Annotated in this window: 12 protein-coding genes; 1 reads left to right on the top strand and 11 read right to left on the bottom strand. The window is 53.9% G+C overall.

Going from position 1 to position 15,945, the window contains the following annotated elements; all coding sequences use genetic code 11:
• Positions 1 to 155 precede the first annotated feature (155 nt).
• The 11 genes from kduI to PsAD5_RS09645 all read right to left on the bottom strand — a co-directional run bounded on the left by kduI (position 156) and on the right by PsAD5_RS09645 (position 14,290).
• Positions 156 to 992 carry a 5-dehydro-4-deoxy-D-glucuronate isomerase gene (gene kduI / locus PsAD5_RS09695; protein WP_063291958.1) on the bottom strand — a complete coding sequence of 279 codons (837 nt, stop codon included), beginning with the start codon at positions 990 to 992 and terminating at the stop codon, positions 156 to 158.
• 91 nt (positions 993 to 1,083) lie between these two features.
• A complete protein-coding gene (gene kduD, locus PsAD5_RS09690; protein ID WP_063291957.1) occupies positions 1,084 to 1,842 on the bottom strand; it encodes a 2-dehydro-3-deoxy-D-gluconate 5-dehydrogenase KduD in 759 nt (252 codons plus the stop codon).
• 11 nt (positions 1,843 to 1,853) lie between these two features.
• Positions 1,854 to 3,239 (bottom strand): glycoside hydrolase family 28 protein, encoded by a 1,386-nt coding sequence (locus tag PsAD5_RS09685; protein ID WP_063291956.1) that lies wholly within the window; start codon positions 3,237 to 3,239, stop codon positions 1,854 to 1,856.
• The gene (gene bglB / locus PsAD5_RS09680) at positions 3,229 to 4,320 is read right to left on the bottom strand and encodes a beta-galactosidase BglB (protein ID WP_063291955.1); all 1,092 of its coding nucleotides are present in this window, start codon (positions 4,318 to 4,320) and stop codon (positions 3,229 to 3,231) included. The genes PsAD5_RS09685 and bglB overlap by 11 nt, the downstream gene beginning before the upstream one ends.
• Positions 4,313 to 6,826 (bottom strand): hypothetical protein, encoded by a 2,514-nt coding sequence (locus PsAD5_RS09675; RefSeq protein ID WP_063291954.1) that lies wholly within the window; start codon positions 6,824 to 6,826, stop codon positions 4,313 to 4,315. The genes bglB and PsAD5_RS09675 overlap by 8 nt, the downstream gene beginning before the upstream one ends.
• 39 nt (positions 6,827 to 6,865) lie before the next feature.
• Entirely contained in the window at positions 6,866 to 8,101 is a 1,236-nt protein-coding gene (locus PsAD5_RS09670; RefSeq protein WP_063291953.1) for an HAD family hydrolase, read from the bottom strand.
• The gene (locus PsAD5_RS09665; protein ID WP_063291952.1) at positions 8,091 to 9,131 is read right to left on the bottom strand and encodes an ABC transporter ATP-binding protein; all 1,041 of its coding nucleotides are present in this window, start codon (positions 9,129 to 9,131) and stop codon (positions 8,091 to 8,093) included. Before PsAD5_RS09665 ends, PsAD5_RS09670 begins: the two co-directional genes overlap by 11 nt.
• Before the next feature lie 12 nt (positions 9,132 to 9,143).
• Positions 9,144 to 10,142, bottom strand: a complete 999-nt coding sequence (locus PsAD5_RS09660) for an ABC transporter ATP-binding protein (protein ID WP_063291951.1) — start codon at positions 10,140 to 10,142, stop codon at positions 9,144 to 9,146.
• Between the two features lie 12 nt (positions 10,143 to 10,154).
• Positions 10,155 to 11,297 (bottom strand): ABC transporter permease, encoded by a 1,143-nt coding sequence (locus PsAD5_RS09655; protein ID WP_063291950.1) that lies wholly within the window; start codon positions 11,295 to 11,297, stop codon positions 10,155 to 10,157.
• Positions 11,298 to 11,304: 7 nt separating this feature from the next.
• Positions 11,305 to 12,291: an ABC transporter permease gene (locus PsAD5_RS09650; RefSeq protein ID WP_063291949.1), complete on the bottom strand. Its 987-nt coding sequence runs from the start codon at positions 12,289 to 12,291 to the stop codon at positions 11,305 to 11,307.
• A 97-nt stretch (positions 12,292 to 12,388) separates the two neighbouring features.
• Complete coding sequence (locus PsAD5_RS09645; RefSeq protein WP_063291948.1) at positions 12,389 to 14,290, bottom strand: ABC transporter substrate-binding protein; 1,902 nt, start codon at positions 14,288 to 14,290, stop codon at positions 12,389 to 12,391.
• A 458-nt stretch (positions 14,291 to 14,748) separates the two neighbouring features.
• Between PsAD5_RS09645 and PsAD5_RS09640 the strand changes: the two genes are divergently transcribed.
• Entirely contained in the window at positions 14,749 to 15,798 is a 1,050-nt protein-coding gene (locus PsAD5_RS09640; RefSeq protein WP_208981865.1) for a LacI family DNA-binding transcriptional regulator, read from the top strand.
• Positions 15,799 to 15,945: the final 147 nt, after the last annotated feature.

Below are 15,945 nucleotides of genomic sequence, written 5' to 3'. Positions count from 1 at the left end.
CTAAAGGCAAGAGCCTGCCCGACAACTGAGACAATTTGCGCCTATTTTTCCATACTTAGATCTTGGGGATATTGAGCCAAGCATCCTTCAGGCAAGCAAAAAGCCCCGCTCCTTTTCAGAGCGGGGCTTGTGGCATTTCAAAGATTAGATGTTGTTTACTTCAGATCAGGAACTGCGATGTGGTCCATGTCGGTGAACTCCTGGTTTTCACCGATCATACCCCAGATGAAGGTGTAGGACTGGGTGCCGACACCGCTATGGATGGACCAGCTTGGGGAGATCACTGCCTGCTCGTTGTGAACGAACAAGTGGCGGGTTTCCTGCGGTTCGCCCATCATATGCACCACTGCGGCATCCTCCTTCATATTGAAGTAGAAATATACTTCCATACGACGATCATGGGTATGCGCTGGCATGGTGTTCCAGATGGAGCCCTGATGCAGTTTGGTCATGCCCATGAGCAGCTGACAGGTTGGGAGTACATCCGGCACGAAGTACTTATTGATCGTGCGCTCATTGCAGTTTTCAGCATCGCCCAGAGTGACCGGAGAGGCTTCTGCCAGAGTTACCTTCTTGTTTGGATAGGTTTTATGAGCCGGGGCGCAGTTGTAATAGAGCTTGGCCGGGTTCTGCTTATCGATGCTTTTGAAAGACACATCTTTTGCACCCATCCCAATGTAAAGCGCTTCTTCCTGTGCGATTTCGTAGGTTTCACCATCTACTGTGATGACAGCCGGGCCACCCACGTTGATGAAACCGATTTCGCGGCGTTCCAAAAAGTAGGAAACGCCCAGCTTCTTGCCGTAGTCTGCCGCCAAGACGACTTCTGTGTTCACCGGCATCACACCACCTACTATGATGCGGTCTACGTGGCTGTAGGTCATGGTGATTTCATCGGCAGCAAATATGCTTTCGATGAGGAACTCACGGCGCAAGCCTTCTGTATCCAATGTTTTAGCGTGGTCGCTGTGAATTGCTTGTCTTACTTCCATGGTGATCTCCTAAAATTCGGCAATTGAGCACACTTTTCCAGTCGCTCAACTTTTCAACTGCGCGTTGTTTGCTTTTGGTTTTGTGTTTCAGTTAGCGGGCGAGCCAGCCGCCATCGACAGCAATGGTGAAGCCGTTGACATATGAGGCTGCCTCAGACGCGAGGAAGACACATGGTCCTGCGACATCCGTCGGTTCGCCCCAGCGCTCCGCCGGAATGCGGTCCAGAATGGCCTGATTACGATCAGCATCCGCCCGGAGCGCTGCGGTGTTGTTGGTTGCCATGTAACCGGGTGCGATCGCGTTGACGTTGATGCCGTGCTTTGCCCACTCATTTGCTAATGCACGGGTCAGGCCCAGAACTGCGCTTTTGGAGGCGGTGTAGGATGGCACGCGAATGCCGCCCTGATAGGAAAGCATGGAGGCAACATTGATGATTTTGCCGCCGGTGCCCTGCTTCACGAACTGCTTTGCAACCAGCTGAGAGAGGAAGAAGAGCGAGCGGATGTTGAGGTTCATCACCGCATCCCAGTCGTCTTCTGAGAAGTCCAGCGCCTCTTCGCGGCGGATGATGCCTGCGTTGTTGACGAGAATATCAACCTGTCCAGTGGCCGCGACAGCATCAGCAACGATGCCCGGTAGAGCTTCCTTGTTGCTCAGGTCGGCACGCAGATCGAAGAACTTGCGGCCAGTATCCGCCATCAAGTCCACTGTCTCTTTTGGCTCGACCACGTTGACGCCGACCACATCACAGCCCGCCTTTGCCAAGCCAACGGCCATGGCCTGACCGAGACCTGTATCGCAGCCGGTTACAATTGCGGTTTTTCCATTTAAATCAAACTGTTTCAGCATATGTCCTATTCCTAAACAACACTGTGAGAACTTGCAGGTTTGCTGAAGCAAACGTTGGTGACGTGGCCGAGTTCCGCCTCTTCCGTCGACCAGCCTTTCGGCAGCGGTGCGGGTCTGTGGATCACAACATCGTTGCAACGGACGTTGTTGGCATGATCCAGCCAGAGACCCGGCAATCCGTTCGGATAGGGCTCAAGGCCAAGGACTTGCCCTGCCTCGTTTTTGACCCATGCGTTGCGGCGGCCTTGCTCGGGATTATCGAGTAGGTTTACATCGTGCGGGCTTGGGCGCAGGTCGAGATAGTAGGAATCCGAGAACTTGCCGGTTTCCAGTGTGAGCTGGATGTTGCTGAGCGAAACACTCTCGATCTTCTGGGCTTCGTGACCGACAATGTTGATGGCCCCTTGTGCCCGGCCCGTGATGCCATCAGCAGATACATCACGCACGTAACCCGGCACGTCGCCAGCGACACGCGGCAGGGCATTGATGGTGATCGCCTCGCCGCTGCCCCAGAACCCGTCTGGTGTCTGCTCGCATTGAACGGTGCAGTTGGAGAAGCGAATGCGCTCGATATCTCCGCCATCGCGGGAGAAGATGCCGAAGGCGCGGTTGGACTCGGTGATTGTGCAGGTGGTGAACAGCACATCCCGCACATCCTGATAGGTTTCCGTGCCGATCTTCAAAGCACAGGACTTTGAGGAGAGGATGGAGTTACTGACGATGATCCGCTCTGCCGGCCCATTGAGGCTTTCATCTTCTTTGCGGCAGGTTTTTACGCAAACCGCATCATCGGCTGCGCGGATCACGCAGTTGAAGATAGAGGCATCGGTGCAGCTGTCGAAGTTGATGCCATCGGTGTTTGGCATACGCATATCATTGAGAATGCGCAGACCTTCTGCCTTCACCTGATGACAGGCGATCAGGTGGATGGTCCACATAGGCGCTTCAACAATAGAAATGCCTGTGAGGCTGACGTCTTTGCAGTTTTCGAAGACGACGATACGCGGGCGTAGCATCTTGGGCCAGAACGTCCCTTCAAAGAGACCTTCACGACCACACCATTTTGCACTGTGGCCATGAATGGTACCGCTGCCGGAAATGGAGATGCCTTGCTGATCGCGCGCTGTGATGAAAGCACGGTCAGAATCTTCCGCAATGACGGAGACCTTGCCGGCTTCATAGTCTGCATAGTCGGTGGAGCAGGAAAGCTCACAACCGTTTGGCAGGTGCAGGTCTACAAAAGACTTTAGTTTCAGCGCCTTTGAGACCCACTTCCCTCTTGGCAGCACGACCTGACCACCGCCAGCTGCGTGAACTGCGTCAATTGCTTGCTGGACGGCCTGCGTTATGTCTTTTTCGCCGTCTGTGACAGTGACATGGTGTGTATTAAGCGACATCTTGCAATAATTCCTCAGCGGCAAGAAGTTCAATCAAAAGAAGGCTTGCCAGTGCCTGCCCGTATGGTGTGGGAGTGTTCGGAATGTTCCGATAGAACTCAAAATCATGCCCCATGGCCGTGCCATCGGAGACTTCCTGCACGATCCCAGCTGCATCTATCCGCTGCAGAACCGCAGCCGCAGCCTTGAGTGTGGGTTGCAAGTAGCTTTCCGGCAGGATGCCTGTTCTCACGCCCCGCAGCAGACCGTAGGCAAAGCCTGCGGTGGCGGAGGTTTCTGGTGGGGAATCCGGCTGATCCAACAGAGTTGGCCACATGCCGTCTTCCAACTGGAGAGGCAGCAAGGCTTCCACCTGACGGCAGTAGAGCGCCTTGATCTGGCGCGCTGCCGGACCATAACGTTCACCAACCAGCTCAAACAGTTCCGGCACGGCTATCGTGATCCACGCATTGCCGCGGGCCCAGAAGGCCTCGGCGTAGTTGTGGTTCCCCAGGAAGGTCCAGCCATGATACCAGAGGCCGCTCACCGGATCTGACAGGTACCGGCCATGGACAAGGAACTGGTAGTAGGCTTCTTCCACCCAATCAGGGCGGTTCAGCCAATCGCCAGCCACCCCCATGAACAGACCTGCCATGAACAGCGTATCATCCCAGAGCTGACCGTCGTTCTCGCGCTCCTTGACCAGATGCTGGAAGCCATCATCAACGGTTTTGGGCATATCGTTGATCAACCACTCAGCCCAATCGGTCACGATCTGCTTCCACCGCTGGTTGTTGGTTTCACGAGCCAACAAAGCAAGGCAGAGCATGGGGGCTGTGGAGTTGATCTGGCGCGATGGCAGGCCACGGGCAATCTGCATGTCATACCAGTTGGCGAGGTTGCGCTTCATGCGCTCATCGCCGGTCTTGCAAGCCTGCTTGTAAAAGCCGTAGAGACCTACACCGACTTCCCAGTCCCATTCATCAAAGTGAATGGAGCCGTCATTGTCGAGTTCTGACGGGGTATCGTTGATGCCCTTCAGACTGCGGAAGCCATCTGCAGTCAGAGCCAGAGCGTCTTCAAGCCTGGATGTCTCAAACATGAGCTGCCTCCTGAGTTAAGCTGGACTGATCAAGCCGTTTCAGACCGATGCGTGGAACCGGGCTGAGGTTTTCGAAGACACTTTGCTTGCCGTTGACGAGCAACTCGCCTTCCCAGTTGAGCGAGAGGTTGCCCTGCCCGTTGATCTCAACGCTTAAGGACAATGTTTCTGCATTCCAGCTGATGTTGCTGGCGAGCAGACGTGCCTTGAACTCTGCGAAGGTTTCGGTTTGAGCTGAGCCTGTTACAGTCACCCACGCATTGCGGCGCCCTGAACTGCGGAACTCAACACCGGCAAAGCAGCCGGTTTGCAGTGGCTCCATGCCATTTGCGGTGTAGAAGGCGGTGAAACCGTCTTTGACGCGAGCAAAGAGCCAGTTGCCAGTGAGCTCATGCTCATCGCAGATGTGCAAAGGCGCATAGAGGTGGGTGAAGTCAACCTCGTTTTCGGCGGCATTGAAAATCATCAGACCCGCCGGGCCCGTTTGATCCGCACGCGGAAGCGTTCCGTTGCCGGACCAGTAAGAAGGTCGCCCGCTGCCCCAGACCTGAGTTTCACCTGGATGGTTGATCCAGAACCGTGCGTATGGATTGCCTGCGAGCATGACATCCTGCACATGCTGCTGGTGGCCGTGTTGCCCGGTTTTGTGGTCTACGACGGTGGAAAGCTGTGCGTCCGCAGTTTTATAAAGCTTAAGCTTACCTGCGTGTTCATGACCCTGCGTGTAGTTGGTTTCCAGAGCACGTCCTTCAGGTACCGACGCATATGTGCTGGTTTCTTCCGGCGGTACGTAGTCGCTCAGCGCAATCAGCGTTGAGGCGAAGTTGCCGGAGGACACGAAGCCGTTACCCCATGCAAAATGGCAGAGTGTTGCCAGTTCGCTTGCCGGGCCTGCGAAGATATCCTTGTCGTAACACCGCCCCATGGAGCCAGCAGGCAGGCCGGACTGGGTGTGCAGGGCCATCATTTGGAATATAGAGTCCATGAGCGCTTTGGAGCGATCACGGATGTCAGCATCCGGTGCCAGATGATACAGTGCTGTCAGGCCGATAAAGTCGATCGGGTAGTATGGAATAGAATTCCACTCTGCCAGACCGTCCCGTTCCACGGTTTCAAACCACATCAACAGCCGCTCATAGCCAACCTGCTTTTGATGCTGGCCTTGTCTGCCAGAGCAGAGGAAGAGATCTTCCGGGAACATGGTTCCAGCAAGGTACTGGGAGGCATGGAAGCAGAGCGTGTGGTTTTCACTCCAGAACCACATGGCATCGTTGCCCGGTTCATCAAACCAGTAGCGGAAGCCGAGGATTGTAGAGCGGACACGGCGCCAGGTTTGCTCTGTGAACTTTGTCCATGCATGATCTTTCCAGATCCAGAGCAATGGCAGGAACGCAAAGTCGGCGCAATCTTCGCGGCGGGAAATCTTGCTTAGCGCTTCAAGAAGCAGCTTCCTGGCTGTGTCCAGATCAATGCCCGCATGTAGCTTTGCCAAAGCATGGGAGAGATGGCTTTCGCCAGTCTGTGCGCTGGCTGTTAAAAGCTCATTGCGGCGCTCTTCCAGTGTTGAGCCAGTGCCCTTTTCCAGATCCTTCAGGCAGACAACGCCCACTTCCCGTGCAACACCAAGGCCTTGGGTGAACAAGGTGACCCGCACGAGATTGGTGGTCGGAGCCAGATCATCGACACGTGGACCGACCAGACGATTTGCGCCTTTGGGCAAGGTATAGGTGCCCTTGCTGCCCGCCAGAGTTGGTTTAAGCAGTGGCAGAGTTTCAACGTGGACCTGAGCGTCTTCTGGCAAGGAACCTTCAAACTGCAGTTCCACATCTCCTTCAGAGTAATAGAGCTTGTCTGGTTGGATGCTGGAGATAAACGCTTCAGCTACCCTCAAGGCCTTTGCATCGTATGTGGTACTGAGGCCGACTTGCAAATCAGCGTCAGTTTCCTCTGAGCCCTCATAGAGGAGCTCGAGAGAATAAACGGTGTCGCGCTCGGCAATGTCTTCCAGATGCACGATGATTTCATTCGCACCTTTGAACAGAGCAAGCGTTTCGAGGCTTTCCTGCGGTTTATTGCGAACCAGAGGCTCGAATGCAAAACCGGGCTCACCGCTCAACCAGACACGTACACCGCCGGCTGTGCGGACGCGGAACTGATAGTTCCCTGTAGCTGGTGCGTTCACCACACAGCGCAAAACGCGTTGCAGATGGGTTGGACAGAACCAAAAGCCGCTGAAGTCCAACACGGACTGTGACGACTGGATGCGAGTTTCAGCCAGTTGGGAATCATGCGGACACGGAACATCCCTGCCCTTCATGTCATTCCAGAAGGCAATGCGGCATGGGAGGTCGCCGACATCGGTAAAACCGTTGATGTAGGTGTAGTTCACTTTGTCGGGCAAAGTATCTGCCTCGCCAGCAAAGGGTGTCTCCGTCAGCCCAGAGACCTCCCAATAGCTTAAGGGCTCACCCTTTTTGATCTGCCAGGGGAATTGTGTTTTTGGCACAAAACCACTCCTTGTAAATGGGGTATCTTTTATGGGACTTCAGGTAAGCGAAAGCTCGATTTGCTCGATACAGCTGACCAGCTCGTGAAGCGAAGCGATGATCCGAGTAGGCTCTTCACTGGCGTCTTGCGGATCCACATTTCTGCGCTGCGTCCACTTATGGAAGATGCTCTTGTGACCTGCTTCGTTCGCACCTTTGATGTCACGTTCAAGGTTGTTGCCAACCATAACGATACTGCCAGCATCTGTTTCGCTCAGCCCGAGTGAAGACATGGCGCACTCAAACATTCTGTAATCTGGTTTCAGAACACCCACATCACCTGAAATGGTGTGGCTTTCGAAATGATCCCACAGGTCGTGCTGTCCCAGAATATTCTTAAAGGTTGCGCGTGGGCCGTCAGCCACGAGAGCAAGGCGGTAACCGCGGGCAACCAGCGTGTTCAGCGCTTCACGGGCATGTGGCAGGAGCTCAGCACCGTAGGCAACATCACTGCCTTCCTTTTTAATCTCAGTGCCTTCATCGATGAGCGTGTCACCACAATCCAGAAAGATGGCTTTGAGATGCGGAAGGGTTTTGCGCAGGTCGTTGATGAGGTGTTTCACCCGCTCAGGGATCCAGCTCTCCGAACGAGCCCATGGCACCAGATCGTCTTCAGCACAATCCCAGCGCAGAGTTTCGCCGTAGGATGGTTCCATCACCAAACGTTGCATTTGCAGGCGTGCGAGGCGGTGTTCATATGGAGTGACCTCACCAAACTCTTGCGAGAATGGATTCCCCATATGAACACCATGTAACCCCGCCCCCAACGAGCACTCGTAACGGGTGTGAGCTTCGCGTTCCTTCATGGCGTCACAGGATGCAAAGTGGGCGTGTTTGCCAGGTTCCGCCCAAAGCGTGACTCGGCCATTTTCAATTGGCAGTGCGTCACCGTTCTTCATTTCAACGCGCTTGCCGTGCTGAGATGCTTCAACGGCGACAACCTGATCGTCTGCACCCAGATGAATCCAGATGTGTTCCAGGTCGTAAAGATGCTGAATGTCATAGTCCCAGAAGATCGCGTATTCGATGACGCGGTCAGCTTTAGGCGCAATCTCAAACTTGCTACTTGGAGACTTGCCTGCCTCCAAAAAGACCGTGAACCCGATAGCGGTCGGGCGCCATGGTTCTGATCTGTCCAGTCGCAGCACTGGTGCAAATTTACGCGCAAGGTTAAGTTCGTCGGTTTCCTGAAGACCCTGCCTCAAGGCAATGAGGCTTCCGTTTTTATTGGTCATAGTTGGCCCCTTGTAGCTTCAGGTCAGCAGAGTGATGGCAGCGGACGAACCGACCACCTGCTGTTTCAGTCAATTCCGGATTGGACATGTGGCAATGCTCAGATGCATGCGGACACCGGCTGGCAAACGCACAGCCCACTGGCAAGTTCGCCGGATCAGCTACCTCCCCTTTCACGAGGCCACGTTTCTTGGCACGGGCACGCTTTGGGTCAGGGATTGGGATAGCGGCCAGTAGAGCTTCCGAATACGGATGCAGCGGCTGTTCAAAGAAGCTGGCTGTGTCTGCTACCTCCACCAAGCGCCCAGCATACATCACGCCAATGCGATCACTGATGTGTTCCACCATGCTCAGATCATGGGTGATGAAGAGATAGGTCAGCCCCATCTGCTCTTGCAGGTCCTGAAGCAGGTTGATGGTCTGCGCGGCGATGGACACATCCAGAGCTGATACGGATTCATCAGCTGCGATGAATGTCGGGTTCAGTGCCAAGGCGCGGGCAATGCCGATGCGCTGGCGCTGACCACCACTGAATGCGTGAGGATAGCGGCTCATGTTCTCAGGGCGCAGGCCCACTTTGCTTAACAGATCCGCAACACGGTCTTCCAGTTCGCTCTTGTTGGTCAAGCCGATGTTGACGAGCGGTTCGCTGACCAATTGCAGCAGTGTCATACGTGGGTTGAGCGATGCATAAGGATCCTGAAAGATCATTTGCATGTGCTGGCGTAACTTGCGCATTTCAGCTTCGGACTTGTGCGTCAGGTCATGCCAGACACCATCCGGATCTTTGAAGCGTATTTTCCCGCCGGTCGGTTCATAAGCTCGCAGCAAAGCACGTGCGGTGGTGGATTTTCCGGAGCCACTTTCACCCACAATACCCAGAGTTTCGCCTTTTCTGATGTAAAAAGACACGTCATCTACGGCTTTGACTGCGCCCTGCTCTCTGCCCAGGAATCCCTTTTTAATCGGGAAGTGCATCTGCAGTTTTTCAACACTGATCAGCGCATCATCAGGTACATGAATATTTGTCATGAGAGTTCGCCCTTATGCCTGATGGAGATGGCAGCGCGCCATCTGATCGTTTTCAAAATACGTCAGCTCAGGGATCTGGCTGGTGCATTTGCCTGCCACCTTTTCAGCGCAGCGCGTGTGGAACACGCAGCCTGTTGGCAGGTTGAACGGATCAGGCACCATGCCTTCGATTGTTTGCAGACGGCGACGCTTTTGCCCATCCAAACGCGGGATGGATTGCAGCAGTGCACGGGTGTACGGGTGCTTTGGATTGTAGAAAATGTCATCTACGGCAGCCGTTTCCACCGCATTGCCCAGATACATAACCGAGACACGATCTGCGATTTCTGCCACCACACCGAAGTTATGGGTGATGAAGATCACCGCCATGTTCAATTCGTCCTGCAAGGACATGATGAGATCGAGGATCTGCGCTTCAGTGGTCACATCCAACGCGGTTGTGGGCTCATCAGCCAGCAACAGGCTTGGGTTACAGGAGAGTGCCATGGCGATCATGGCACGCTGACGCATGCCGCCAGAGAGCTGATGTGGGTACTTTTTCAGCATTTCCATAGGCTTTGGCATTTGCACCATAGCCAACAGATCTGCTGCCCGTTCTACCTGCGCCTTTTTGGGAAGGTCCGTATGCAGGCTTAGCGTGGTCATGATCTGTTTGCCGATGGAATGCACCGGGCTGAGAGCTGTCATAGGCTCCTGAAAAATCATACCTACATGACCACCGCGCAGTTCACGCATCTTCCGGCTTTCTCGCTTTTCAGCAAGGATATCGACAACTTCGCCATCGCTCTTGCGGAACTTTACAGAACCATTGGTGACTGTTGCGTTGCGGGGCAGCAGGTTCATGATGGAGCGGGCACTCAGGGACTTTCCGCTGCCGCTTTCGCCTACGATGCCGAGCACTTCACCTGGTTTGACCGAAAAGTTGACGCCATTAACGGCATTGACGGTCCCCTCACGCATTTCAAAGCAAATGTTGAGATCTTTGATTTCGAGAATGGTTTCATCCTGCATGATCCGTTCTCCTTATTTCTGATAGGGATCGGCAGCATCACGCAAGCCATCGCCGAGGAAGTTGAAAGCAAGGATTGTCACTACAATCGCCACGCCAGGAATGAGGAGCCACGGAGCCAGAGCGATTGAGCGCAGGTTCTGAGCATCCTGTAACAGCACGCCCCAACTGATGACCGGAGGACGCAGACCCAGACCAAGGAAGCTGAGTGCTGTCTCACCGAGGATCATTTCCGGGATTGCCAATGAGATTGCTGCGATCACATAGGACGTCATGGATGGCAGCATGTGACGGGTCACGATGCGGGTTTTGGAAGCACCAGACAGACGAGCTGCCAGCACGAAATCCTGATTGCGGATGGTCATGAAGTGGCCACGCACCACACGGGCAAGGTTGGTCCAGCCGATTAATGCCAGAATGACCGTGATGAGCAAGTAAACGAGGATCGGATCCCAATTCACCGGAAGAGCAGCTGCCAAACCAAGCCAGAGCGGGATGGTTGGAATGGAGCGGACGAGTTCGGCCATGCGCTGGATGACGGTATCAATTGTTCCGCCGATGAGACCTGCCAGACTGCCGAGTGTAATACCGATCACGAAGGAGAAGAACACGCCGATCAAACCAACGGAGAGCGTGACACGAGCGCCATAGACCAAACGAGAGAACAGGTCACGACCGAGTTTGTCTGTCCCCAGGATGTAAACCCGGTTGCGACGACCTTCGACGCCGAACAAGCGCAGTTTGGTTGGGACGAGACCCCAGAACTTGTATTTGTCACCTTCGACGAAGAACCGAATGCGATTGATCTTGCTGGTATCTTCCTCAAAAGAAAGACGAGCGGTTTCCGGATCACGTTGGCGCTTCAGGCCATAGACGAACGGGCCCTGGAACGTGCCATCCTCGCTAAACAGGTGGATGGACTGCGGCGGCACGAACGGGTGAAGCCTGTTGTGCTTGAATGGATCATACGGCGCCAGAAAACCAGCGAATGCAGCAACCAGATAAAGCAGGATGATCACGCCCAGAGACCACAGGGCCAGTTTATGTTTTTTGAAACGCCACCACATCAGGGTCAGTGGCTTGGCGGTGTAGGAGGAGTTCTCCTTCACCTCGACTGCAGGTTCAACAACAGTATCACTTAAAGTTTGCTCTGACATAGTGCCCTCACGAATGACGAATGCGTGGATCGGTCAGCACCAGCAGGATGTCTGAAAGCAACGTGCCGATGATGGTGAAGACGCTCAGTATGAGAATGAAGCCACCAGCCAGATACATGTCCTGGTTCTGCAAGGAGCGCAGAAGCAGTGGGCCGGTTGTCGGGAGGTTCAGCACCACTGCTGTGATGACATCGCCAGAAATGAGTGCAGGCAATGCCCAACCTACGGTGGAGATGAACGGGTTGAGAGCAACGCGCACCGGGTAGCGCCAGACGACCTGTCGTTCGCTTAAGCCTTGTGCATAGGCGGTCTCAACATACGGTTTGCCCAGCTCTTCCAGCATATTGGCGCGCATGATGCGCAACAGGCCAGCTGCACCACCGGTAGAGAGTACGAGAACGGGTACCCAAAGGTGGGAGAGAAGGTCGCCGAATTTGGCAAAGGACCACGGTGCATTTTCGTAGGCTGGCGAGAACAATCCGCCAACGTGGAAGTTGAAGTAGAGGAAGCCCATCCACATCAGCACCAAGGCGAGTAGGAAGTCTGGAATACCGCGCCCGAGGAAGCCAAGAACGGTGAACAGATGGTCAAGGAATGAATACTGACGCGTGGCGGAATATACGCCGATTGGAATAGCGATCGTCCATGTCATCAACAATGAGAGCATGGAGATCAGCAGGGTGAGACCGATACGATCCCAGATCAGCTCAGATACCGGAAGTTTCCAGTCGAGAGACAGCCCGAAGTCACCATGAAGCAGGATTCCGCCGATCCATGTGAGGAACTGCTCGTACATTGGACGGTCCAAACCAAACTCATGACGAATGTGAGCAGCTGTTTCCGCATCAATAACTTCACCAGTTTCTACCAGTTCTGCAATGTATGCTGTTACATAATCACCCGGTGGAAGCTGAATGATAACGAATGTGGCAATCGTGATAACGATCAATGTCGGGATCGACCACAGTAGGCGATGCGCAATATAACCTGCCATATCCCTTTTCCGTTTTATTGTACTTGTAAGGACGCATTGAAGTTGTGAACTGGCGGCGGCATCGGGATCGCCACCGCCAGTTCAACCGCAAGGCAGGTTAATCTTGGGAGAAATAGAGCTGCTGCGGATATGCGAGGCCAACGCCGCGTAACGCGTCGTCGTGGACGAACCCCGCAGGGAAGTTTTTCAGGCTGTTTTTGCGCACGTAGATTGCAGGCGTTTCACCAACGAGCCCCACATGCCAACCGTATTGTTTGTGCAAGGTCACCATCTGCTGCGCATAGGTATTAGCTTCTTCAAGGCTATGTGCAGTCTGGGCGCTTTCCCATGCTTTCCAGACTTCTCTGATCGGATGATCTTTCGGCGGCTCTTCACCGGCCTTACCGTTGGTGCTCCACCAGTTGAAGTAGCTCTGTGCAAAGCCATAGCGACCAAGGAACCGAAGCGGGTCAGCTGTAATGACGGAGGAACGATCAAACGTGTCGAGGACCATATCGAAGTCCGCCGTATCAACGTGCTGCTGGTAGAGCGTGCGGTCGATGATACGCACCAGAACTTCAATGCCAACATCCTGCCAGTAGGTACGGACCACTTCGAGCAGTTCGCCCTGGATGTCCCAGCGAGTTTCCAGCACGAGGCTGAGGCGACGGCCATCTGACATCAGACGATAGCCATCCCCATCTTGCTCGGTCAGGCCAATCGCATCCAGAAGCTTTGCGGCTTTGTCCGGGTCATACTCTGTCCAACGCGCTTCAGCTTCTTCATCGTAGAATGGAGAGCCGGAGATCGGCGAAGCCTGACGCGCCTCACCTAAACCGGAGAACGCCAGTTCGTTGATGGTTTCGCGGTCAACTGAGATGTTTAGTGCTTCGCGGAAGCGAATGTCTTCGAACAGAGCCTGCTTGACTTCATCTTTGGAATTGAGGTTCGGAATGATCGACCATGTCAGCGCCTTGGTCCATTTTTCAATGGTGTAGTCGCCCTTGGCTTCGTTCTCTTTCAGGAGCGTGAAGTCGGCCACGTTGATGTGGCGGTTTTGGAGGTCAATCTCGCCCTGAATCGCCATGAAGTTGATGGCTTGTGGATCCTGGAACAGGCGGTGCTCGATCTGGTCGATGTAAGGAAGCTGGTTTCCTTCTGCATCCACGCCGTAGTAATAAGGATTGCGCTCCATGACCACGGTATCAGCAGGCGGCGGTGTTTTCACGCGCCATGCGGTGAGAACCGGCATATTCGGGTTGAACCACCACGCCTGAATTTGGCCTTTGGAATCCCAGAGATCTGTCCATTTCTTGGCGCCATACTTGGCAATGGCTGCCTCCAGCTTGGCAGGATCAGCGTAGGCTGGGTGATAGTCTTTGAGGTAGTGGAAGGGCTCGATGAAGCCAGGACGATCCAGACCCGGACGGCCCGTGCTTTCCTTGGCCAGAACGGTCAGGAACAGCGGGTATGGCTTCTCAAAGGAAACAGTGAAGGTGTAATCATCAGCAAAAGACAGCTTCATTGGCACACCGTTGGAGGTGTACAGCGCTTTGATGGAGGGCATCAGGTCTTCATTGAGGAAGACGTCTTCATACCAGAACCGAACATCGCGGGTGGTGACGGGTGCTCCGTCAGACCAGCGCAGACCTTCGCGGATTGTAAAGGTGAACTCACGAGCGTCCTCACTTGCAGAGTATTCGCCGATCCAGCCTGGAACCAGAGACAGGTTCTTGTCGCCGTCCATGTAGGTTTCAACCACACGCTCTTCCATGAGCTTGGTTGGCCCCCAACGGTCACTCGGGCCTTTGAACGCACGCTTCAGGACACCACCATAGGTGCCGATGCTGTCGTAGACAGGAATAACGCGTGGATTTTTCGGCAGACGCTCTTCAACCGGTGGCAATTGACCAGCTTCAACCAACTGCTTGAGCATGGGCGCCTCGTTATAGGCCCAGCCATTGGCGGCCAGAAACGGCAGCGTCAAAGCAGCAATCGACGTGAGTGTAACGCTCTTCATCAAATTCTCCCCCAACACGTTTTGCCAGATCCTCCCCGCCAAAACGCATTACTTCTATTAATGCAACAAGCCCACCCCACTGCACCTGGCAGCCCGAATATGACCTTGTTGACAATCGGTTACCTGGCAAAGATGACAGGAGCACCGTTTGACAACAAGGCGCCTTTATGAAAACTTTTTCATGATTGGTTCTTCAACTTACTTGAAGGTCATCACTCAATCTGGCTCATTTGCCACCAAAAGTTGAGCAATGCAGATTTTCTTAAATTTATTCATCACCTTAGATCATAATCACGAATGCGACTGCGAAGTTGTCTGAGTATCAAATGCGTATTGGATAAGTAATATTCATCAATCAGTTCCTTTCAGTGATACACAGCAGCACGCACGTAGGCGTTGCACATGAAAAGATTTTCATTCAATAATTGCCTGTCCTATTGATGAATGGTGGAAGTCGCGTGGCAACGGGTATCAAGCAGATCGCAAAACTTGCGAACGTCTCAATCAGCACTGTTTCCCACGTTTTAAACGCTTCTGCTCCCATCGGCAGTGAAGTGCAGGAACGTGTGTTGGGCATCGCGCGTGAGACCGGTTACCTCGCCAAGCGGAGACGCAAAGCTTCTATCTCCCTGCTCTCTACAGTGCTACTGGTTGGCACTAAGAAAGCCTTCCCTAAGTCTGATCGCAACTTCGTGGCCTGGACCATGCTGAACGCCTTCAGGAAAGAATGCCAAAGCCGTGGTATTCGCCTCATTCCTCAGATCGAGGAAGAAAATGAAATCAATCCGGACAATATTGTAGAGGCCGTTGCAAAACACCGCCCCCAAGGCATCGCAGTCATGCAGGATGACAGGCAATGTCTCATCGATATGCTCTACAAACTGCCGTCTGCCTCCGTTATCCTGAGTGGGCAGGATCAGTCGATGAGAGTGGATACTGTTGCCCCCAGCAATCGTTTTGGGGCAAAGCTGGCGACTGATCACCTGCTGGAGCTGGGCCATAAAAAGATTGCGCTGCTCACCTGGGGCAATCGGCGGGTTGCGAAACAACGGACTGAAGGGTTTCTGGATGCCTTCAGACAAGCTGGGCTCGACGTTCCTGTCTCCGATATTATTGATGTTGGCGACTATCAGCAGGATGTGGTGGAGATCAACTTCAGCAAATGGCTGAGCGAACACAATGGTCCTTCCCCTTACTCAGCGTTCTTTTGCTCAGCAGACAACGTTGCGCTTGGTGCGATGAAAGCCCTACAGACCCACGGCTACTCTGTCCCCAACGATGTTTCAATTATGGGCTTTGACAATGCATTGTTTGGCGAACTGTCCAGCCCTTCCCTCTCTACCATCCACGTTCCCATGGAAGAGATCGGTCACGTCGCGCTGAATCTGTTGGAAGAAGCTTTAACCCTGCCTGATAGCGAGCGCAGTGCGCGCCGCGTGGAGCTTGGGTGCCGCTTGATCCTGCGCAACAGTACGGGCATCCCAAACTCGTCTTTTTCCAAGTCATAACACGCCAACACGTTCCCTTAGGGGACCTCTTTTAGATTCAAGTAAGGTTAGAAGACGTTTTCTGCAGCCATATTTTGGCGGGTTTACCTTGCTTTTTATTGTCATCACATCAGGCCTAAAGCCCTATAGCTCTTACTTTTACCGCTG

This window comes from Pseudovibrio sp. Ad5 (genome assembly GCF_001623095.1).
Lineage (GTDB): Bacteria > Pseudomonadota > Alphaproteobacteria > Rhizobiales > Stappiaceae > Pseudovibrio.
Note: the sequence above shows the minus strand (reverse complement) of the source record. Positions and strands in the feature narration are given on the sequence as shown.